Consider the following 18,911-nt stretch of genomic DNA (forward strand, 5'->3'; position numbering starts at 1 on the left):
CGGTGCGGCTCTCGCTCTCTCGGGTGGCTCGTCGCCCCAGTATCAGTCGTCCAGTCCGAAGAACGTCCGGACCCCCGCCAGTGCTTCCCGGAACACCGCGATCTCCTCGTCCGTCGTGTAGACGGCGGCCGACGCGCGGGCGGTCGCAGCCACGCCGAACCGGCGGTGCAGCGGCTGCGCGCAGTGGTGCCCGACCCGCACGGCCACGCCGCGGTCGTCGAGGACCTGACCCACGTCGTGCGCGTGCACGCCGTCGACGACGAACGACACCGTCGCGAGGCGGTCCACGTTCTCGGTGGGGCCGATCACCCGGACGCCGGGGACCGACGCCACCGCGTCGAGCAGCAGCCCGGCGAGGTGCCGCTCGTGCGCGGCGACCGCGTCCATGCCGAGCTCGGCGAGGTACGTCGCGGCGGCGCCCATGCCCACGGCCTGGGACACCATCTGGGTCCCGGCCTCGAACCGGCGCGGCGGCGGCGCGTAGGTGGTCTGCTCCATCGTGACGACCTCGACCATCGAGCCGCCGGTCGTGACGGGCGGCATGGCCTCGAGCAGCTCGCGGCGGCCGTACAGCGCGCCGACGCCGGTGGGGCCGAGCATCTTGTGCCCGGAGAACGCGGCGAAGTCGACGCCGAGCGCGGCCAGGTCGACGGGCAGGTGCGGCACGCTCTGGCAGGCGTCGAGGACCGTCAGGGCGCCGACCTCGCGGGCCCGGGCCACGAACGGCGCGACGTCGGTGACGGCGCCGGTGACGTTCGAGGCGTGCGTGAACGCGAGCACCTTGGTCCGGTCGGTCACGACGGTGCCGAGCTCGTCCGCCCGGATGCGGCCGTCGTCGTCGACGCCGAGCCAGCGCAGCGTGGCGCCGGTGCGGGCGGCCAGCTCCTGCCACGGCACGAGGTTCGCGTGGTGCTCGGCCTCGGTGACGACGATCTCGTCGCCGGGGGCCAGGGCGAACCGCTGCGCCGCCGCTCCCCCGCGCCCGAGCGTCGCGTTCGACATCGCGTAGGCGACGAGGTTGAGCCCGGCGGTGGCGTTGGAGGTCCAGACGATCTCGTCGTCGTGCACGCCCACGAACGAGGCCACCTCGTGCCGCGCGGTCTCGAACGCCTCGGTGGCCTCCTCGGCGAGCTGGTGCGCGCCGCGGTGCACGGCGGCGTTCCGCTGCGTGTAGAAGTCCTGCTCCGCGTCGAGGACGACCTCGGGCTTCTGCGAGGTCGCGCCGGAGTCGAGGTAGACCAGCGGGCGCCCGTCGCGGACGGTCCGCTGCAGCAGGGGGAAGTCCGCGCGCACGGCGGCCAGCTCGGCGGCGTCCAGCGTCCGCCCCTGCCCGTCCTGCGCGGCCCGGTCCAGCGTGTCGGTCATCTCGGTGTCCTCGTCGTCGTGCGTCGTGGCCTGGCGCCCGGTCGCCCTCCGGGGGTGCGGTGCCCGGGACGGCGGCGGTGGGCCGCCGCCGTCCCGGAGCCGCGGGTGCGGTCAGTCCGTCAGGCGGAGGCGCCCGAGGTCAGGAACCGGTCGTAGCCCTCGTTCTCGAGGCGCTCGGCGAGCTCGGGCCCGCCCTCCTCGGCGATCCGGCCGTCGACGAACACGTGGACGAAGTCCGGCTGGATGTAGCGCAGGATGCGCGTGTAGTGCGTGATGAGCAGGACGCCCACGTCGGTCGACTCCTTGGCGCGGTTCACGCCCTCGGAGACGATGCGCAGCGCGTCGACGTCGAGGCCCGAGTCGGTCTCGTCGAGGATCGCGAACTGGGGCATCAGGAGCTCCATCTGCAGGATCTCGTGGCGCTTCTTCTCGCCGCACGAGAAGCCCTCGTTGACCGAGCGCTCGGCGAACGAGGAGTCCATGCGCAGGCGCTCCATGGCGCCGTCGACGTCCTTGATCCAGGTGCGGAGCGCGGGCGCCTCGCCGTCGATCGCGGTCTTGGCGGTGCGCAGGAAGTTCGACACCGAGACGCCGGGGACCTCGACCGGGTACTGCATGGCGAGGAACAGGCCGGCGCGGGCGCGCTCGTCGGCCGACATCGCCACGAGGTCCTCGCCGTCGAGCGTGACGGTGCCGGAGGTGATCTCGTACTTCGGGTGCCCGGCGAGCGAGTAGGCCAGCGTGGACTTGCCGGAGCCGTTCGGGCCCATGATGGCGTGCGTCTCGCCGCTGTTGATGGTCAGGTCGACGCCGCGGAGGATCGGCTTCGGACCCTCCTTCGTCTCGACGCTGACGTGCAGGTCGCGGATCTCCAGGGTGGGCATGCGGGTTCTCCTCGGAAGGCTCAGGCAGCGCCGTCGACGTCGACGAGCACGCGCTCGCCGTCGACGGTCAGGGGGTAGACGGGGACGGGGCGGACGGCCGGGGGGCCCAGCGGCTCGCCGGTGCGCAGGTCGAACCGCGACCCGTGCAGCCAGCACTCCACGGTGCAGCCCTCGACCTCGCCGTCGGACAGCGACACCGCGCCGTGCGAGCAGATGTCGCTGATGGCGTGCAGCGCGCCGTCCTCGTCGCGGACGACCGCGACCTCGACGGTGCCCGACGGCCCCTCGAGCTCGACACGGAAGGTGCCGGCCTCGGGGACGTCGGAGGTCATGCACGCGAGCTGTGCGGTCATGCGGGCTCGTCCGCGGAGGCGACGGAGGCGGGCTCGTTCAGGATCGCGTCGCTCGGGGTCGGTCTCGTCGGTGACGTCGGAGGCGAGGTCGCCGCCGGACACGGCCGCCGCGCCCTGGAACTCCGTCATCGACTGCGCCAGCTCGGCCTCGATCGCGGTGATGAGCCGCTCCTCGACCTCGGGCACGCCGATCTGGTGGATCAGCTCGGCGAAGAAGCCGCGCACGACCAGGCGGCGGGCGTCCGTCTCCGGGATGCCGCGCGAGCGCAGGTAGAACAGCTGCTCGTCGTCGAACCGGCCCGTGGCGCTGGCGTGGCCCGCGCCCTCGATGAGGCCCGTCTCGATCTCGAGGTTCGGCACCGAGTCCGCGCGCGCGCCGTCCGTGAGGACCAGGTTGCGGTTGAGCTCGTAGGTGTCGGTGCCCTCGGCCTCCTTGCGGATCAGCACGTCGCCGACCCACACGGTGTGCGCGCCCTCGCCCTGCAGCGCGCCCTTGTAGGTCACGCGGGACTTGCAGTTCGGGACCGCGTGGTCGACGAACAGCCGCTGCTCCTGGTGCTGGCCGGCGTCGGCGAAGTACACGCCGAGCATCTCGACCGAGCCGCCCTCGCCCGCGAACTCCGCGTCCGGGGTGAGCCGGACGACGTCGCCGCCCAGGGTGACCACGATGTGCTTGACCGTCGCGTCGCGGCCGAGCTTCACGCGGTGCGCCGCGTTGTGCACGGCACCCTCGGACCAGTCCTGCACGGAGACGACGGTCAGGTGCGCGCCGTCCTCCGCCACGACCTCGACGGTCTCGGTGAGCAGCGCGGACCCGACGTGGTCGATGACGACCGTCGCCTGGGACATCGGCTTGGCGTGCACGAGCAGGTGGCTGCCGGTCGGCTCCAGCTGGCCCTCCACGCCCTCGACCCGCACGGAGGTGACGGTCGACGCGACCGCCTCCTGCGGGACCGTCACGACCGTGGCACGCGGGAACGAGGCCCACGCGACGGCCGCGGCGCGGTCGCCGGGCTTGCCGGCGAGACCCAGGCGGGCGTCGTCGCGGTCCACGATCTCGACCTCGACCTCGGGCGCGTTCACGACCGTGGTGAGGACGCCGTGGCCCGTGAGCCGGCCCGTCTCCGGGGCGAACAGCGGGGCGAGCCGGTCGACCGGCGAGAACCGCCACTCCTCCTCGCGCCCGTTCGGCACCGTGAAGTCCGCGACCTCGAACGAGGTGGCGCGGGCCGCGCGGGACGACTCGGGGACGGTGCCGACGCCGTGGCTGTGCGCCTCGTCGGCCGTCGCGCGGGAGTGGTCGGTGGAGAGACCGGGGGTCTCGGGTGTGGTGGTCGACATCAGCCGACGGCCCCTTCCATCTGCAGCTCGATCAGGCGGTTCAGCTCGAGGGCGTACTCCATGGGCAGCTCGCGCGCGATGGGCTCGACGAACCCGCGCACGATCATGGCCATGGCCTCGGTCTCGGTCATGCCGCGGGACATCAGGTAGAACAGCTGGTCCTCGCTGACGCGGGACACCGTCGCCTCGTGACCCATCGACACGTCGTCCTCGCGGACGTCGACGTACGGGTAGGTGTCCGAGCGCGAGATCTGGTCGACCAGCAGGGCGTCGCAGAGGACGTTGGACGCCGAGTGCGACGCGCCCTCCAGGACCTGGACCAGGCCGCGGTACGAGGTCCGGCCGCCGCCGCGGGCCACCGACTTCGACACGATCGACGACGAGGTGTGCGGCGCGGCGTGCACCATCTTGCAGCCGGCGTCCTGGTGCTGGCCCTCGCCCGCGAAGGCGATGGACAGGGTCTCGCCGCGGGCGTGCTCGCCCAGCAGGTAGATCGCCGGGTACTTCATGGTGACCTTGGAGCCGATGTTGCCGTCGACCCACTCCATCGTCGCGCCCTCGGCCGCGGTCGCCCGCTTGGTTACGAGGTTGTAGACGTTGTTCGACCAGTTCTGGATCGTCGTGTACCGCACGCGGGCGTTCTTCTTGACGATGATCTCGACGACCGCGGAGTGCAGCGAGTCCGACTGGTAGATCGGCGCCGTGCAGCCCTCGACGTAGTGCACGTACGAGCCCTCGTCCGCGATGATCAGCGTCCGCTCGAACTGGCCCATGTTCTCGGTGTTGATCCGGAAGTAGGCCTGCAGCGGGATCTCGACGTGCACGCCCGGCGGCACGTAGACGAACGAGCCGCCCGACCACACGGCGGTGTTCAGCGACGCGAACTTGTTGTCGCCCGGGGGGATGACCGAGCCGAAGTACTGCTCGAACAGCTCCGGGTACTCGCGCAGGCCGGTGTCGGTGTCGACGAAGATGACGCCCTGCCGCTCCAGGTCCTCCTGGATCTGGTGGTAGACGACCTCGGACTCGTACTGCGCGGCGACGCCGCCGACGAGCCGCTGCTTCTCGGCCTCCGGGATGCCCAGGCGGTCGTAGGTGTCCTTGATGTCCTCGGGCAGGTCGTCCCAGGTGGTCGCCTGCTTCTCCGTCGACCGGACGAAGTACTTGATGTTGTCGAAGTCGATGCCCGACAGGTCCGCGCCCCACCAGGGCATCGGCTTCTTGTCGAACAGGCGCAGCGCCTTGAGGCGGGTCTTCAGCATCCACTCGGGCTCGTTCTTGAGCGCCGAGATGTTGCGCACCACGTCCTCCGACAGGCCGCGCTGCGCCGTGGCGCCCGCGTCGTCGGCGTCGTGCCAGCCGTAGCCGTAGTTGCCGATCGAGGCGATGGCCTCGTCCTGGCTCATCGGCTCGGCCGCTACCGGGCGTCCGGGGTCCGTCGTCGTCATCTCATCGTCCTTCCGCGGGTGCACGGGGGTCGGGGGCGGGTCGGTCAGTCCGTCGTCGTCGGCCGGCGGACCGGCACGATCGGGATGTTCGTGGTGCAGACGTGGCCGCCGCGGGCCAGCGTCGCGAGGCGCTGCACGTGGACGCCGAGCATGCGGGAGAAGGCGTGCGCCTCCGCCTCGCAGAGCTCGGGGAACTCGCGCGCGACGTCCTGCACCGGGCAGTGGCCCTGGCACAGCTGGATGGCGTGGCCGCCGGGCACGGGGCGCGCGGTGGCCGCGAAGCCGTCGACCGCCAGGCCGTCGGCGAGCACCTGCGCCCGGCGGACCGGGTCGTCGCCCGCCTCCGCCAGCGCGTCGGCGTGCCGGACCTCGAGGTCGCGGACCCGCTTCTCGGCGAAGCTGCGCACCGCGTCCGCGCCGCCGATCTCGGCGACGAACCGCAGCGCCTGCGACGCGAGCTCGGAGTACTGCTGGCTCAGCGCCGCCTGCCCTGCCGCGGTCACGACGTAGCGCTTGGCGGGGCGGCCGCGGCGCGCGGGCCCGACCGCGCCGCCGTCGTGCACGCCGATCTGCTGCTCGCCCTCCAGCACCGCGAGGTGCCGGCGGACGGCGGCGGCGGTGAGGTCGAGCTCGGCGGCCAGCTCCGCGGCGGACACCGGGCCGTCGGCGGCGATCAGGTCGAGCACCCGGCGGCGGGTGCCGGCCTCGGCCTCGGACTCCGGCTCCGCGGGGCGGGGCGGTTCCGCGGGTCGGAGCGCGGGGCGGGGCGGGGCGGCGGCGGCCGCGGTCGCGCAGTCGGCCTCCGGCGCGGCGGCGGTCCCCGGCGTGCTGGCGCTCATGGCACACACCTCCGGTTCACTGCTGCGCGGCTGGTTCGCGGGGCGGACCGCCGTGGCGGCGCCGGCCCCGCAGAGCCCCGACGAGGGCTCCCGATATCGGCAACATCCTTGTTGCCGAAATAAGTCCTGGCAAGCAAGGTCAGCCTCACCACACCGCGGGCGCGGCCGCGACCCCTACACTCGCGGGGTGCTCGGCCAGTCCTCCTCCCCGCCCGCCGTCGAGGTGCGCGGGCTCGTCAAGCGGTACGACGGCCGCGCCGTCGTCGACGGGCTCGACCTGCACGCGTCCCCCGGGCGGGTGACCGCGGTGCTCGGCCCGAACGGCGCGGGCAAGACCACCACCGTGGAGTGCTGCGAGGGGCTGCGCACGCCGGACGGCGGCTCCGTCCGCGTGCTCGGGCTCGACCCCGTCGCCGACGCCGCCGCGCTCCGCCCCCGGGTGGGCGTGATGCTGCAGGACGCGGGGCTGCCCACCGGCGTGCCCACCCTGGGCGTGCTGCGGCACGTCGCCGAGATGTACGCCCGGCCGCGCGACGTCGGCGAGCTGGCCGAGCGGCTGGGCCTCACCCCGTTCGCCCGGACGACGGTGCGCCGGCTCTCCGGCGGCCAGCGGCAGCGGCTCGCGCTGGCGACCGCGGTCGTCGGGCGCCCCGACGTCGTGTTCCTCGACGAGCCCTCGGCCGGGATGGACCCGCAGGCGCGGCGCGCCGTCTGGTCGCTGGTCGAGGAGCTGCGCGCCGACGGCGTGGCGGTCCTCCTGACCACGCACCTGATGGACGAGGCCGAGGCGCTGGCCGACGAGGTCGCCGTCGTCGACCACGGGCGGGTCATCGCCCACGGGTCCGTGCCGGCGCTGCTCGCCGGGGCCGACTCCTCCACGCTGACGTTCCGGGCCGAGCCGGGGCTGGACCTCGCCGCGCTGGCGGCCGCGCTGACGCCGGCCGGTTCCGCGGCGAGGGCCGCGGTCACCGAGACCGGCCCCGGCGCGTACGCCGTCGACTCCCCCGCCACCCCGGCGCTCGTCGCCGCGCTCGCCGCGTGGTGCGCCGACCGTGACGTGCTGCTCGCCCGGGTGGACGTCGGGCGCCGCACCCTCGAGGACGTGTTCCTCGACCTGACCGGACGGAACCTGCGATGACCGCGCCCGCTCCCGCCCCTGCGGGCGCCGCCGGAGCCGACCGCGCCGCGCCTGCCGGCCGCCGGGTCCGCGCCCAGGCCCGGTTCGAGACGATGGCCGTGCTGCGCAACGGCGAGCAGCTGCTCGTCACCCTGATCATCCCGGTGGTCGCGCTCATCGCCCTGGGGCGGGGGTCGTTCCTCGACATCGGGGTCGGCGACGCCGAGCGGATCGACGTCGTCACCCCGGGGATCCTCGGGCTGGCCGTGATGGCGGGCTCGCTGACCTCGCAGGCCATCGCCACCGCGTTCGACCGTCGCAACGGCGTGCTGCGGCTGCTGGCCACGACGCCGCTCGGGCGGGGAGGACTGCTCGCCGGCAAGGCGCTGGCGGTGCTCGCGGTCGCGGCGCTGCAGGTGGTCGTCGTCTCGGTCACGGGGCTCGCCCTCGGCTGGCGACCCGACCCCGCCGGCCTGCCCGGCGCCCTGCTCGCGCTGCTGCTCGGGATCGCGGCGTTCACCGCGCTGGCGCTGCTGCTCGCCGGGACGCTGCGCGCGGAGGCGGTGCTGGCGGTCGCGAACCTGCTGCTGGTGGTGCTGGCCGTCGTCGGCGGCCTGGTCCTGCCGGTGTCCGACCTGCCCGGGTGGTGGGCCTCCGCCGCGGAGTGGCTGCCGCCGGGCGCGCTGGGCGAGGCGCTGCGGGCGTCCCTCGTCGACGGGGCGTTCCCGGCCGCGCACCTCGCGGCGCTGGGGGCGTGGGCGGTGCTGCTCGCCGCGGCGGTGCGGCGCTGGTTCCGCTGGTCCTCCTGACCCGCGGGCGCGCGTGATCAAGACCTCGTGCACCGCGGCACGAGCGCGGGTCGCCGGACCGTAGGCTGGTCGCCGTGAGCCCCGACGTCGCCGCCGCCCCCGTCAGCCCCGCACCGTCCCGGTTCGCGGCGTGGCGCGAGCGCCTGACCTACCCGGTCCTCGTGGCGAACCTGGTGGCGCAGATCGGCATCGTCGTCACCGGCGGCGCGGTCCGGCTCACCGGTTCCGGCCTCGGCTGCTCGACGTGGCCGCAGTGCGAGCCGGGGCAGTTCACCGCCGCCTTCCACCCGGAGACGACGTACCACCAGTACGTCGAGTTCGGGAACCGGACGCTCACCGGCGTGCTCGGCGTCATCGCCGTCGCCGTCGCGCTCCTCGTCTGGTTCGACCGCGACCGGTCCCGCTCCTACCGCTGGCTCGGGTTCGCCCCGCTGGCCGGCGTGGTCCTGCAGGCGCTCATCGGCGGCGTCGTCGTCCTGCTGCACCTGCACCCCGCGTGGGTCAGCCTGCACTTCATGGTGTCGATGGCGCTGGTCGCGGCGTCGACGCTCCTGGTGCACCGCAGCCGCGAGGGCGACGGTCCGCGGATCCCCGTCGTCGGGCCGTGGTCCCGGCGGCTCGCGCCGGCGCTCGGCGCGCTGCTCGTGCTCGTGCTCGCGCTCGGCGTCATCACCACGGGTGCGGGCCCGCACTCGGGCGACGAGGAGGTCGGCTACCGGATCGCCGTCGACCCGTACCTGATGGTCCGCGTGCACGCCGCGTCGGTGTGGCTGTTCACGGGGATGCTCGTCGTGCTGCTGTGGCTGAACCGGCGCGGGCCGCGCCTGCTCCGCCGCCGCGGCTGGGTGATGGTCGGGCTCGTCGCGCTGCAGGGCGTCATCGGGTACGTCCAGGTGTCGACCGACCTGCCGATCCTGCTCGTGATGCTGCACATGCTCGGCGCGGCGCTGCTCGCGGCGGGGACCACGCGGTACCTGCTGACGTTCCGCACGCGCGCCTGAGCGCCGGCGCGACGAGCGGGCCTCCCGCAGGCCGCGGTCAGCCCGCCGTCACCAGCGGCACCCCCGCGTCCGCGAGCGCCCGCGCCGCGGGGTCGGCCGGGTCGACGTCGGTGACCACCCCGGCGACCTCGTCGAGAGGGAGCACCCGGAACGGCGACGCGGCGCCGATCTTCTCCGCGCTGGCCAGCACGTAGGTGTCCCCCGCGCGGCGGGCGAGCGCCCGCTTGGTCGCGGCCTCCTCGGCGTCGCCGGTCGTCAGCCCCGCCTCCGGGTGCACGCCCGTGACGCCGAGCAGGAACACGTCCGCCCACACGCCGGCCGCCGCCTCGGCGAGCAGCGCGCCCGACGTGACGACGGAGTGCTTGAACAGCCGCCCGCCGAGCACCAGCACCTCGACCGTCGGGTGCTCCGCGAGCGCCGCGGCGACCGTCGGGCTGTGCGTCACGACCGTCGCCCGCAGGTCGGGGGGCAGCGCGCGGGCGACCGCGAGCGCCGTGGTGCCCCCGTCGAGGATCGCCGTCGAGCCCGGGCGCACGAGCTCCGCCGCCCGCCGGGCCACCCGGTCCTTGTTCTCGACCGCGACGGTGCGCCGGCCCGCGTAGTCCGCCACCGCGGGCGACACCGGGAGCGCGCCGCCGTACACCCGCTGGCAGAGCCCGGCCGCCGCCATCTCCCGCAGGTCGCGCCGGACCGTGTCCTCGGACAGGCCGAGCCGCTCGGCGGCGTCCTTGGCGACGACGCGCCCCTCGGTGCGCAGCACGCGCAGCAGCTCGTCCCGTCGCTGTGCCGGCAGCATCGCGATCTCCTCCGTGGTCGCTCGGTCCTTCGCGGTATTCCCTAGTCTTGCACGGTTCTGCACGTTATGGTCGGTTGCATGACCGCACAGCTGATCCTCATCGCCGGCCCCTACCAGTCGGGGACGGGCGGCGACCCCGCCGCCATGGCCGCCAACCTCCGCCGCCTCGAGGAGGCCGCCTGGCCGATCTTCGAGCGCGGGCACGTGCCGATGATCGGCGAGTGGGTCGCGCTCCCCGTGCTCGCGAGCATGGGCGCCGACGGCCCGACCGACCCCCGCGCCCAGGACGTGCTCTACCCGACCGCCGAGCGGCTGCTCGCGCACTGCGACGCCGTGCTGCGGCTGCCCGGGGACTCGGCGGGCGCGGACAACGACGTGGCGATCGCCCGGAGGCGCGGGATCCCGGTCTACACGTCGGTCGACGAGATCCCGCGGGCCGCGACGGCCTGACGAGGCGCGGGGACGGCGGCGGAGCGGCGCGGCCCTGGACGGGCGCGGGCGCTCCCCCGCGCCCGGGCCCGCCCGGCCATGCGGACAGGGCGCGGACCACGCACCACCAGGACGTACGCTCGCGCCATGGATCCGATGAGCAACCGGGGCTGCGCCCCGCGCCGGGGGCCCGGGGCCTGACCCCGGCACGCCCGACGTCCGCGTCGGCGTGCCGCTCAGGCACCCCGACCACCGCCCGCCGCACCGGCGAGCCGTCCCGCTGAGGACTCCCCATGCTCTCGTTCCCCCTCGGCGCGCGCCCGCGCGCCCTCACCGCCGCCGCCTTCGTGCTGGTCGGCTCCGCGTCCGTGCAGATCTCGGCCGCGCTCGCGTCGTCCGCCTTCGGCTCGCTGGGCACGCTCGCCGTGTCCGGCTACCGCATGACGGCCGCCGCCCTCGTCCTGCTCCTGCTGACCCGGCCCGTGCTGCGCGGGCGCGGCCGGTCGGAGTGGGCCGGCATCGCGCTGTACGGCGTCGCGATGGCCGCCATGAACGTGCTGTTCTACGCCGCGCTCGACCGCATCCCGCTCGGGGTCGCCGTCACCCTGGAGTTCTGCGGCCCGCTGGCGGTCGCCGCTGTGGCGTCCGCCGGGCGGGCGCGACTGCTGCCGTTCGTCGCGCTCGTCGGCGTCGTCCTGGTCGTCGGCACCCCGACCGGCGGGCTCGACCCGGTCGGCGTCGCGCTGGGCCTCGGCGCGGCCGCGGCGTTCGGCGGGTACACCGTGCTCGCGGGCCGCGTCGGCTCCGGGTCCGGCGGGCTCGGCGACCTCGCGCTGTCGGTCGCGGTCGGCGCCCTGCTGCTGTCGCCGTTCCAGGTCGCGCAGGCCCCGGCGCTGGAGGGCGGGCACGTCGCCCCTCTCTGGTGCTGTCCGGGCTGATCGGGGTGGCGCTGGCGTTCTCGCTCGACTTCCAGGCCGCCCGGCTCGCCGGCACCCGGGTGGTCGGGACGCTGTTCGCGATCGACCCGGCGATGGCGGCGCTCGTCGGCGCGGTCGCGCTCGGCGACCGGCTGCCGGTCGCGGCGCTGGGAGGGATCGCGCTGGTCGTCCTCGCCGGCGCGGGCGCGGTCTGGTCCGCGGGCCGCGGCGCCCCGGCGACGGCGCAGGAGGAGGCCGCGGCGCCGGAGGCGGTCGCGCCCGCCCCGCTCCCGCTCGACTGACCGCCTCCCGGCGACCGCGGTCTCCGCGAGTGCGCAGCCGACACGTCGAGTGCCTGTCCACGCCGGTAGGCACTCGACGCGTCCGGTAGGCACTCGACGCCGGCGGGCGGGCCGGAGTGCGCCGCGAGGGGGCAACCGACACGTCGAGGGAGTAGCCGCCGGCTACCCCCTCGACGTGTCGGCCACCCCGTCGGCGGGCCGGTCAGGCGTCGGCGCCCGGGAGGGCGCCGGTGCGGGCGCGGGACAGGACGTGGTCGAGGAACAGGCGTGCCGCGGGCGGCAGGGCGTCCTCCGCGAACGTGCTGAGGCCGACGTCCCGCGTGGCGCCCTCGTCGAGGACGCGCAGGTGCCGCACCGGTCCCGCGTCGGCGGCCGACCCGTCTCCGGCACCACCACCCGCGGCGCCGGCCGCCGCCGGGGAGCCCGCCGGCAGCAGCGCCACCCCGAGCCCCGCCGCGACGAACCCGTGCAGCGTGGGCGCGTCCTCGCCCTCGAACGCCGGCGTCGGCCGGAACCCCGCCGCCTGGCACAGCCGCTCGGTCTGCCGCCGCAGCGTCGACGGCGGCCGGAGCAGCAGGAAGGGCTCCCCCGCGGCGTCCGCCAGCCGCACCGCCTCGCGCTCGGCGAGCCGGTGCCCGGCAGGGACGGCGAGCCGCAGCGACTCGGTGAGCAGCACCCGGTGGTGCACCGCGAGGCCCGAGGGCGGCACGGTGGAGATAAGCAGGTCGACGCGTCCGGAGTCGAGCAGCGCGTCGGCGAGGTGGTCGGGCGTCTGGGTGAGCTCGAACCGGACGCGCGGGTGCTGCCGGCGGAACGTCCGGACCAGCTCGGGCACCAACCACGAGCCGAGGGTGGTCTGGAACCCGAGGGTCACGGTGCCCGTGTCCGGCTGGACCGCCGCGTCGACGGCGGCCAGGCCGTCGTCGAGCTGGTGGAGCACGCCGTCGAGGTGGCGCTTGAACACCGCGCCGGCGTGCGTCATCCGCAGGTGCCGGCCCGACCGCCGCAGCAGCGGGGCGCCGACCTCGCGCTCCAGGCGGGCCAGCGCCCGGGAGACGCCGGGTTGGCTGACCTGCTCGACGTCCGCGACCTCGGTGACGGTCGCGCCGTCGGCCACCTGCTGGAACCACCGCATCGCCTGCACGTCCATATCGCATGACGCTAGTGCATGGATCAGAGACGTTCTTGTCCTTGGACGCATGGCACGCACGTCACGAGACTGGGCGCCATGTCGACGACCTCCACCCGCACCCCGTTCACGACCGCCCTGCGCCGCGCGTTCGCGCCGTACGCGGCGACCACCGCGGTCGAGATCCGCACCGCCGGCTGGACCCGTGGCGTCGCGCCCGTGGCGCACCGGACGCCGACCGCGCCCACCGCCCGGGCCGGGCGCGTGCAGGACGTCCCGGTCGCCGCCTGAGCCCAGGCCCGCACACCGTCGCGCCGCTCACCCGCCGCCCCTGCCGCCCACCTGCGGGCGCCGGGGGCGTTGCTCCATCCGGGTGGACCTGCCGCGTCCGCCGGAAGCCGCTTGCTAGCGGCATGACCTGCACCGGGACCCCCGAGACGCGCGGCCGCGGCTCCGGCGGGGCCGGTGATTGAGGATTCATCTACCCATCCGGATCGTTCCCCGTACCGAATGAACGGGTGAGCGCCCGCTGCAGCCAACCGGCGAGCGCGACCCGCCCAGTCGCATCGGAGCCCCCCATGACCGCCCTCGCAGACGCCCCCCGAGCCGTGACCGACCTGTTCGGCGAGCCCCTGAGCCCCCGGGAGCGCGTCGTCCTCGCCGAGCTCGCCGAGGACGTGACCCTCGAGGACATCGCCCGCAAGCTGTTCGTCTCGCGGAACACCGTGAAGACCCAGGTGCGGTCGATCTACCGCAAGATCGGCGCGTCGACGCGCGCCGAGGCGGCGGCGTGGGCCGAGGCGGCCGGCCTGCGCTGACGGCGGCGCGCTGACCTGCGCCCGCGTCCGCGCGCCCGAGATCGCCGGGCAATCCCCTTCAGGTGTGTCGTAGGTCACATCTACGCTCGCTCCATGGAACAGGCGATCGAGGCCCGCGGGCTCGTCAAGCGCTATAAGGGCGTCACCGCCCTCGACGGCGTCGACCTCACGGTGGCGTCCGGCACCATGCTCGGTCTGCTCGGCCCCAACGGGGCCGGCAAGACCACCATCGTCCGGGTCCTGTCCACGCTGCTGCGCCCCGACGCGGGCAGCGCGCGGGTCACGGGCGTCGACGTGCTCGCCCGCCCCGCCGAGGTCCGGCGGCGGATCGGGCTGTCCGGCCAGTACGCGGCGGTGGACGAGTACCTGTCCGGCTACGAGAACCTCGAGATGATCGGGCGGCTCTACCACCTCGGCAAGCGGCGGTCCCGCGACCGGGCGCGCGAGCTGCTGGCGTCGTTCCGGCTCGAGGACGCCGCGGACCGGCCGGCCAAGACCTACTCGGGCGGCATGCGGCGCCGGCTCGACCTGGCGGGCGCGCTCGTCGCCGACCCCCCGGTGATCTTCCTCGACGAGCCGACCACGGGCCTGGACCCCCGCGGCAGGACCGAGATGTGGGACGTCATCCAGACGCTCGTCGCCGGCGGCACCACGCTGCTGCTGACCACGCAGTACCTGGAGGAGGCCGACGTCCTCGCCGACGAGATCGTCGTCATCGACCACGGCCGGATCATCGCCCAGGGCACCGCGGACCAGCTGAAGCGGCAGGTCGGCGGCGAGCGCCTGGAGCTCACCGTCGCGGACGTCGCACTCCTCGCCGGCGTCGAGGAGGTGCTCGCCCCGCTCGGCGTCGGGCGGCCCACCGTCGACGACGGCCGGCGGTCGTTCGTCATGCCGGTGTCCGGCGGGCCCGAGGTGCTCAGCGAGGCGCTGCGGCGGCTCGACGAGCGCCAGGTCCGGCTGGAGGACGTCGGCCTGCGCCGCCCGACCCTGGACGACGTGTTTCTCGCCCTGACCGGCAAGACCGCGGAGCAGGACGGCAGCCCCGACCCGAAGGCAGGTGCGTGATGCCGGTGCCCCCCGTGATCGCGGACGCGTCCGTGGTCGCCAAGCGGAACATCATCAAGATCAAGCGGGTGCCCGACCTCCTGGTCTTCACCACGCTGTCCCCCATCATGTTCGTCCTGCTGTTCTCCTACGTGTTCGGCGGGGCGATCGACCAGCAGGGCGGCGGACAGGCCTACCGGGAGTTCCTCATCGCGGGGATCTTCGCCCAGACCGTCATCTTCGGCGCGACGGTCACCGGGGCCGCCCTCGCGGAGGACCTGAAGAAGGGCATCCTCGACCGGTTCCGGTCGCTGCCGATGGCGCCGTCGGCGGTGCTGACCGGGCGCACGTTCTCCGACGTCGTGAACAACGTGATCGTGCTGATCGTGATGGGCCTGACCGGGCTGGTGGTCGGCTGGCGCATCCGGTCGTCCGTGCTGGACGCCCTGGCGGGGTTCGGCCTGCTGCTGGTGTTCGCCTACGCGATCAGCTGGATCATGGCCTGGATCGGGATGCTGGTGCCGAGCCCCGAGGTGGTGAACAACGCGTCGTTCATCGTGATCTTCCCGCTAACGTTCGTCGCCAACACCTTCGTCCCGCTCGACACGCTGCCGGCGCCGTTGCAGACGTTCGCCGAGTGGAACCCGGTGTCGGCGGTGACCCAGGCGGCGCGGGAGCTGTTCGGGAACATCCCGCCCGGGGTGCCCGAGCCGACGGCGTGGCCGCTGCAGCACCCGGAGGTGTACACGCTCATCTGGTCGGCGCTGTTCCTGGTGGTGTTCGTGCCGCTCGCCAACGCGCAGTACCGGGTGTCGACCAGCCGCTGACCGCGGCCCGACAGGGCGTCAGACCGACCCGCCGACCCGCCGCCCCTTGCGCGCGTACAGCGCCTCGTCGGCGCGGGCCAGCGCGTCCCGCACCGGCTCGTCGCCGTCGGCCTGCGCCACGCCGTGGCTCCAGGTCGGGTCGCCGGCGACGTGCCGCAGCCCGACGGCCGTCACCCAGTCCTCGGCGGCCGCCGCGTCCCGGCCGGCGAGCACCACCGCGAACTCGTCGCCGCCGACCCGGCCGATCAGGTCGTCGTCGGCGAGGCCCGCCCGCCAGCCGTCCACCAGCCGCACCAGCACCTCGTCGCCCGCCGCGTGCCCGAGCGTGTCGTTCACGACCTTGAAGTCGTCGACGTCCAGGCAGACGACGGCGGCGGGCCGACCCCGCCGCGCGGCGTCGTGCAGCACCAGGGCGGCGCGCTCGTCGAACGCGGCGCGGGTCAGGGCGCCGGTGAGGTCGTCGGTCGTGGCCAGCAGCCGCAGCCGCTGCAGCAGGTACGTGACCAGGCCGCTCATCACGACGGTGGTGAGCGCGAGCACCAGCCACGTCGTCAGCGCGAACGGCACGGGCGACGCGAGCATCGCCAGGCCGAGCACGACGACCACCAGCCCGAGCACCCGGCGCACGGTGCGGGGCTCGCCGAGGAGGGCCGCAGCCTGGCCCGCGACGACCAGGCCCAGGCTCGTCGTGACGACCCCCGCGAGGGTCTGGCAGCTCGCGACGAGCACCCCGCCGATCCCCACGGCGGCGACGAGTGCGGCGAGCGGGGCGCGCGGCCGGTCACGGAGCAGCAGCACCGCGACCGCCAGCAGCGCCAGCGCCGCCGACCCGCCGTACCAGACCTCGACCAGGGTCAGGCGCGACGGCGGCCAGACCGCGCTGACCAGGCAGAGGACCGCGCAGAGCAGCAGGGCGCCGGCGGTGTGCGAGGCCGCGAGGAACAGGCGTGCGCCGTCTCTCGGGGGGCGGGTCCGCGCGCGCACGGCCACCCCATCGGCCGCTGGCGGTGTCACCTGACCGGTGGGCGGCCGGACCACCCGTCCGGGCGAACGGGCGCCGCGCCGGGCGGGCGGAGGCGCTCCCCGCCCGCCCCGCGCGTCAGCCGACCGGGCGCAGCGTCCGCCAGCCGCGGTCCCGCGACGCGGCGGCCGCGAGGATGCCGACCGCGGCGCTCGGGCTGCGCAGCCGGCCGGCGAGGACCGCCTCGACGGCCTCGTCCAGGGGCACCCACACGGGCACCATCGCGGCCTCCTCGTCCTCCCGGGTGAACCGGTCGGCCTCGGGGACCTCGGACAGCCCGCGGGCGAGGTAGACGAGGATGTGCTCGTTCGAGCCGCCCGGGGAGTTCGCGAACTCCGCGAGCAGCGACCAGGAGTCCGCGCGGAGGTCGGCCTCCTCCCCCAGCTCGCGGGCGGCGGTGACGTGCGGCGGCTCGCCGTCGACGTCGCGCAGCCCGGCCGGCGGCTCCCAGAGCTCGGCCCGCACCGGGTGCCGGTACTGCTGGAGCAGCAGCACGCGGTCGTCGTCGTCGAGCGCGATCACCGCGACGGCGCCGGGGTGGTCGACGAACTCCCGGACCACCTGCGAGTCGCCCAGGTCCACGGTCTCCGAGACGAGGTCCCAGATCTTCCCGTGGTGCAGGTCCGTGTGCTCCAGCACGGGCCGCACGGCGGGCCGGTCGGCCGGCCCGCCGTGCGTGTCCTGCGTCGTCACGCGCGCGCCTTCGCCTTCGGCGAGACGGTCGCGCCGCGAGCCTCGAGCGCGGCGCGGATCAGGCCGGCGAACAGCGGGTGCGACCGCGTCGGCCGCGACTTGAACTCCGGGTGCGCCTGGGTCGAGACGTAGTACGGGTGCACCTCGCGCGGCAGCTCGACGAACTCGACCAGCGACGAGTCCGGCGAGACGCCGGAGATGACCAGGCCGGCCTCCTCCAGCTTGTCGCGGTACGCGTTGTTGACCTCGTACCGGTGCCGGTGCCGCTCGGTGACCCGGGTCGAGCCGTAGGCCTCGGCCGCGACCGAGCCCTCGGCCAGCACGGCCTCGTAGGAGCCGAGCCGCATCGTGCCGCCGAGGTCGCCCTCGCCACCCACGATCGCGAGCTGCTCCGCCATGGTGGCCACGACCGGGTGCGCCGGATCGGCGTCGAACTCGGACGACGAGGCGCCGGCCAGGCCGAGCACGTTGCGGGCGTACTCGATGACCATCGTCTGCAGGCCCAGGCAGATGCCGAGCGTCGGCACCCTGCTCTCGCGGGCCCATCGCAGCGCACCGAGCTTGCCCTCGATGCCGCGCACGCCGAACCCGCCCGGGACCAGCACCGCGTCCACGCCGCCGAGCGCGCGCTGCGCGCCCTCGGGGGTCTGGCAGTCGTCCGACGGCACCCAGCGGATCTTGACCTTGGCGTCGTTGTGGAACCCGCCGGCGCGCAGCGCCTCGGTCACCGACAGGTAGGCGTCCGGCAGGTCGATGTACTTGCCGACCAGCGCCACCTCGACGTGGTGCGCGGGCTGGTGCACCCGCTGCAGCAGCTCGTCCCAGCCGCTCCAGTCGACGTCGCGGAACTGCATGCCGAGACGCTGCACGACGTAGGCGTCCAGGCCCTCGGCGTGGATGACCCGCGGGATGTCGTAGATGCTCGGCGCGTCCACGCAGGAGATGACGCCCTGGGTGTCGACGTCGCACATCAGAGCGATCTTCGCCTTGATCGACTGCGGGATCTCGCGGTCGGACCGCAGCACGATCGCGTCCGGCTGGATGCCGATGCTGCGCAGCGCGGCGACCGAGTGCTGCGTCGGCTTGGTCTTCAGCTCGCCCGACGGGCCGATGTACGGCACCAGCGACACGTGCAGGAAGAACACGTTGTCCCGGCCGAGCTCGTGGCGGACCTGGCGGGCCGCCTCGAGGAACGGCTGCGACTCGATGTCGCCGACCGTGCCGCCGATCTCGGTGATGATGATGTCGACGTCGTCGGCGGCCTGGGACCGCATCCGCGCCTTGATCTCGTCGGTGATGTGCGGGATCACCTGGACCGTGTCGCCCAGGTACTCGCCGCGCCGCTCCTTCGCGATCACGTGCGAGTAGACCTGGCCGGTCGTCACGTTCGCGGAGCCGACCAGGTCGACGTCCAGGAACCGCTCGTAGTGACCGACGTCGAGGTCCGTCTCGGCCCCGTCCTCGGTGACGAAGACCTCGCCGTGCTGGAACGGGTTCATCGTTCCCGGGTCGACGTTGAGGTAGGGGTCGAGCTTCTGCATCGTGACCCGCAGGCCGCGGGAGCGGAGAAGTCGTCCCAGGCTGGAGGCGGTCAGGCCCTTGCCCAGTGAGGAGGCGACGCCTCCCGTGACGAAGATGTGCCGGGTCGTGGAGTCCGACCGCCCGGAGAGTCGATTTGCGCGCTCTGCCACGGGATTCCAGTGTACCCGAGACGCGCGGCCCCTGTGCGTCCCACGCCGGTGACCCGCGCCACGGGCCCGCGGGCGGGCCGCAGT

At 74.6% G+C, this 18,911-nt stretch carries 20 protein-coding genes and 1 pseudogene; 10 read left to right on the plus strand and 11 right to left on the minus strand.

Translation table 11 applies throughout. The features are described 5' to 3' along the window. Positions 1 to 42: 42 nt before the first annotated feature. From FKM96_RS01310 to FKM96_RS01330, 6 genes and pseudogenes are all read right to left on the minus strand, one after another. Positions 43 to 1,365, minus strand: a complete 1,323-nt coding sequence (locus FKM96_RS01310; RefSeq protein WP_147793720.1) for a SufS family cysteine desulfurase — start codon at positions 1,363 to 1,365, stop codon at positions 43 to 45. Between the two features lie 119 nt (positions 1,366 to 1,484). Next, positions 1,485 to 2,249: a Fe-S cluster assembly ATPase SufC gene (gene sufC, locus FKM96_RS01315; RefSeq protein WP_147793721.1), complete on the minus strand. Its 765-nt coding sequence runs from the start codon at positions 2,247 to 2,249 to the stop codon at positions 1,485 to 1,487. Between the two features lie 20 nt (positions 2,250 to 2,269). Continuing rightward, positions 2,270 to 2,731, minus strand: a complete 462-nt coding sequence (locus FKM96_RS21185) for a non-heme iron oxygenase ferredoxin subunit (RefSeq protein WP_371300517.1) — start codon at positions 2,729 to 2,731, stop codon at positions 2,270 to 2,272. Next, a pseudogene (gene sufD / locus FKM96_RS01320) lies at positions 2,708 to 3,943 on the minus strand (Fe-S cluster assembly protein SufD); the annotation flags it as partial. The gene FKM96_RS21185 and the pseudogene sufD, both read right to left, overlap by 24 nt. Continuing rightward, positions 3,943 to 5,391 (minus strand): Fe-S cluster assembly protein SufB, encoded by a 1,449-nt coding sequence (gene sufB, locus FKM96_RS01325; RefSeq protein ID WP_147793723.1) that lies wholly within the window; start codon positions 5,389 to 5,391, stop codon positions 3,943 to 3,945. The gene sufB and the pseudogene sufD, both read right to left, overlap by 1 nt. Positions 5,392 to 5,435: 44 nt before the next feature. Further along, positions 5,436 to 6,230 (minus strand): metalloregulator ArsR/SmtB family transcription factor, encoded by a 795-nt coding sequence (locus FKM96_RS01330; RefSeq protein ID WP_147793724.1) that lies wholly within the window; start codon positions 6,228 to 6,230, stop codon positions 5,436 to 5,438. A 187-nt stretch (positions 6,231 to 6,417) separates the two neighbouring features. Here FKM96_RS01330 and FKM96_RS01335 point away from each other — a divergent pair, with 187 nt between their 5' ends. The 3 genes from FKM96_RS01335 to FKM96_RS01345 all read left to right on the plus strand — a co-directional run bounded on the left by FKM96_RS01335 (position 6,418) and on the right by FKM96_RS01345 (position 9,157). Further along, entirely contained in the window at positions 6,418 to 7,368 is a 951-nt protein-coding gene (locus FKM96_RS01335) for an ABC transporter ATP-binding protein (protein ID WP_246855124.1), read from the plus strand. Then, positions 7,365 to 8,156: an ABC transporter permease gene (locus FKM96_RS01340; protein ID WP_147793725.1), complete on the plus strand. Its 792-nt coding sequence runs from the start codon at positions 7,365 to 7,367 to the stop codon at positions 8,154 to 8,156. The genes FKM96_RS01335 and FKM96_RS01340 overlap by 4 nt, the downstream gene beginning before the upstream one ends. 74 nt (positions 8,157 to 8,230) lie before the next feature. Further along, the gene (locus FKM96_RS01345; RefSeq protein WP_246855125.1) at positions 8,231 to 9,157 is read left to right on the plus strand and encodes a heme A synthase; all 927 of its coding nucleotides are present in this window, start codon (positions 8,231 to 8,233) and stop codon (positions 9,155 to 9,157) included. Between the two features lie 37 nt (positions 9,158 to 9,194). Here FKM96_RS01345 and FKM96_RS01350 read toward each other — a convergent pair whose 3' ends face one another. After that, positions 9,195 to 9,953 (minus strand): DeoR/GlpR family DNA-binding transcription regulator, encoded by a 759-nt coding sequence (locus FKM96_RS01350; RefSeq protein WP_147793727.1) that lies wholly within the window; start codon positions 9,951 to 9,953, stop codon positions 9,195 to 9,197. Between the two features lie 78 nt (positions 9,954 to 10,031). Here FKM96_RS01350 and FKM96_RS01355 point away from each other — a divergent pair, with 78 nt between their 5' ends. The 3 genes from FKM96_RS01355 (at position 10,032) to FKM96_RS20945 (ending at position 11,601) form a co-directional block, all read left to right on the plus strand. Next, positions 10,032 to 10,403 carry a DUF4406 domain-containing protein gene (locus FKM96_RS01355; protein WP_147793728.1) on the plus strand — a complete coding sequence of 124 codons (372 nt, stop codon included), beginning with the start codon at positions 10,032 to 10,034 and terminating at the stop codon, positions 10,401 to 10,403. 272 nt (positions 10,404 to 10,675) lie between these two features. Next, positions 10,676 to 11,320, plus strand: a complete 645-nt coding sequence (locus FKM96_RS01360) for a DMT family transporter (RefSeq protein WP_210417341.1) — start codon at positions 10,676 to 10,678, stop codon at positions 11,318 to 11,320. Then, positions 11,305 to 11,601 (plus strand): hypothetical protein, encoded by a 297-nt coding sequence (locus FKM96_RS20945; RefSeq protein WP_210417342.1) that lies wholly within the window; start codon positions 11,305 to 11,307, stop codon positions 11,599 to 11,601. The genes FKM96_RS01360 and FKM96_RS20945 overlap by 16 nt, the downstream gene beginning before the upstream one ends. Before the next feature lie 202 nt (positions 11,602 to 11,803). On the opposite strand, the gene FKM96_RS01365 is transcribed toward FKM96_RS20945, so the two are convergent. Beyond that, positions 11,804 to 12,751 (minus strand): LysR family transcriptional regulator, encoded by a 948-nt coding sequence (locus FKM96_RS01365; RefSeq protein ID WP_147793729.1) that lies wholly within the window; start codon positions 12,749 to 12,751, stop codon positions 11,804 to 11,806. A 78-nt stretch (positions 12,752 to 12,829) separates the two neighbouring features. Here FKM96_RS01365 and FKM96_RS01370 point away from each other — a divergent pair, with 78 nt between their 5' ends. The 4 genes from FKM96_RS01370 to FKM96_RS01385 all read left to right on the plus strand — a co-directional run bounded on the left by FKM96_RS01370 (position 12,830) and on the right by FKM96_RS01385 (position 15,422). After that, positions 12,830 to 13,021: a hypothetical protein gene (locus FKM96_RS01370; protein WP_147793730.1), complete on the plus strand. Its 192-nt coding sequence runs from the start codon at positions 12,830 to 12,832 to the stop codon at positions 13,019 to 13,021. 287 nt (positions 13,022 to 13,308) lie between these two features. Continuing rightward, positions 13,309 to 13,548, plus strand: coding sequence for a helix-turn-helix transcriptional regulator (locus FKM96_RS01375; protein ID WP_147793731.1), 240 nt, complete (start codon positions 13,309 to 13,311; stop codon positions 13,546 to 13,548). A gap of 93 nt (positions 13,549 to 13,641) precedes the next feature. After that, positions 13,642 to 14,616 (plus strand): ATP-binding cassette domain-containing protein, encoded by a 975-nt coding sequence (locus tag FKM96_RS01380; RefSeq protein ID WP_147793732.1) that lies wholly within the window; start codon positions 13,642 to 13,644, stop codon positions 14,614 to 14,616. Further along, positions 14,616 to 15,422 carry an ABC transporter permease gene (locus FKM96_RS01385; RefSeq protein WP_147793733.1) on the plus strand — a complete coding sequence of 269 codons (807 nt, stop codon included), beginning with the start codon at positions 14,616 to 14,618 and terminating at the stop codon, positions 15,420 to 15,422. The genes FKM96_RS01380 and FKM96_RS01385 overlap by 1 nt, the downstream gene beginning before the upstream one ends. 18 nt (positions 15,423 to 15,440) lie before the next feature. Here FKM96_RS01385 and FKM96_RS01390 read toward each other — a convergent pair whose 3' ends face one another. The 3 genes from FKM96_RS01390 to FKM96_RS01400 form a co-directional block, all read right to left on the minus strand. Continuing rightward, complete coding sequence (locus tag FKM96_RS01390) at positions 15,441 to 16,406, minus strand: GGDEF domain-containing protein (RefSeq protein ID WP_147793734.1); 966 nt, start codon at positions 16,404 to 16,406, stop codon at positions 15,441 to 15,443. Between the two features lie 115 nt (positions 16,407 to 16,521). Beyond that, positions 16,522 to 17,136 carry an NUDIX hydrolase gene (locus FKM96_RS01395; protein ID WP_147793735.1) on the minus strand — a complete coding sequence of 205 codons (615 nt, stop codon included), beginning with the start codon at positions 17,134 to 17,136 and terminating at the stop codon, positions 16,522 to 16,524. Next, entirely contained in the window at positions 17,133 to 18,827 is a 1,695-nt protein-coding gene (locus tag FKM96_RS01400; RefSeq protein ID WP_147793736.1) for a CTP synthase, read from the minus strand. The genes FKM96_RS01395 and FKM96_RS01400 overlap by 4 nt, the downstream gene beginning before the upstream one ends. Positions 18,828 to 18,911 lie beyond the last annotated feature (84 nt).

The organism is Cellulomonas sp. Y8 (assembly GCF_008033115.1).
GTDB lineage: Bacteria > Actinomycetota > Actinomycetes > Actinomycetales > Cellulomonadaceae > Cellulomonas.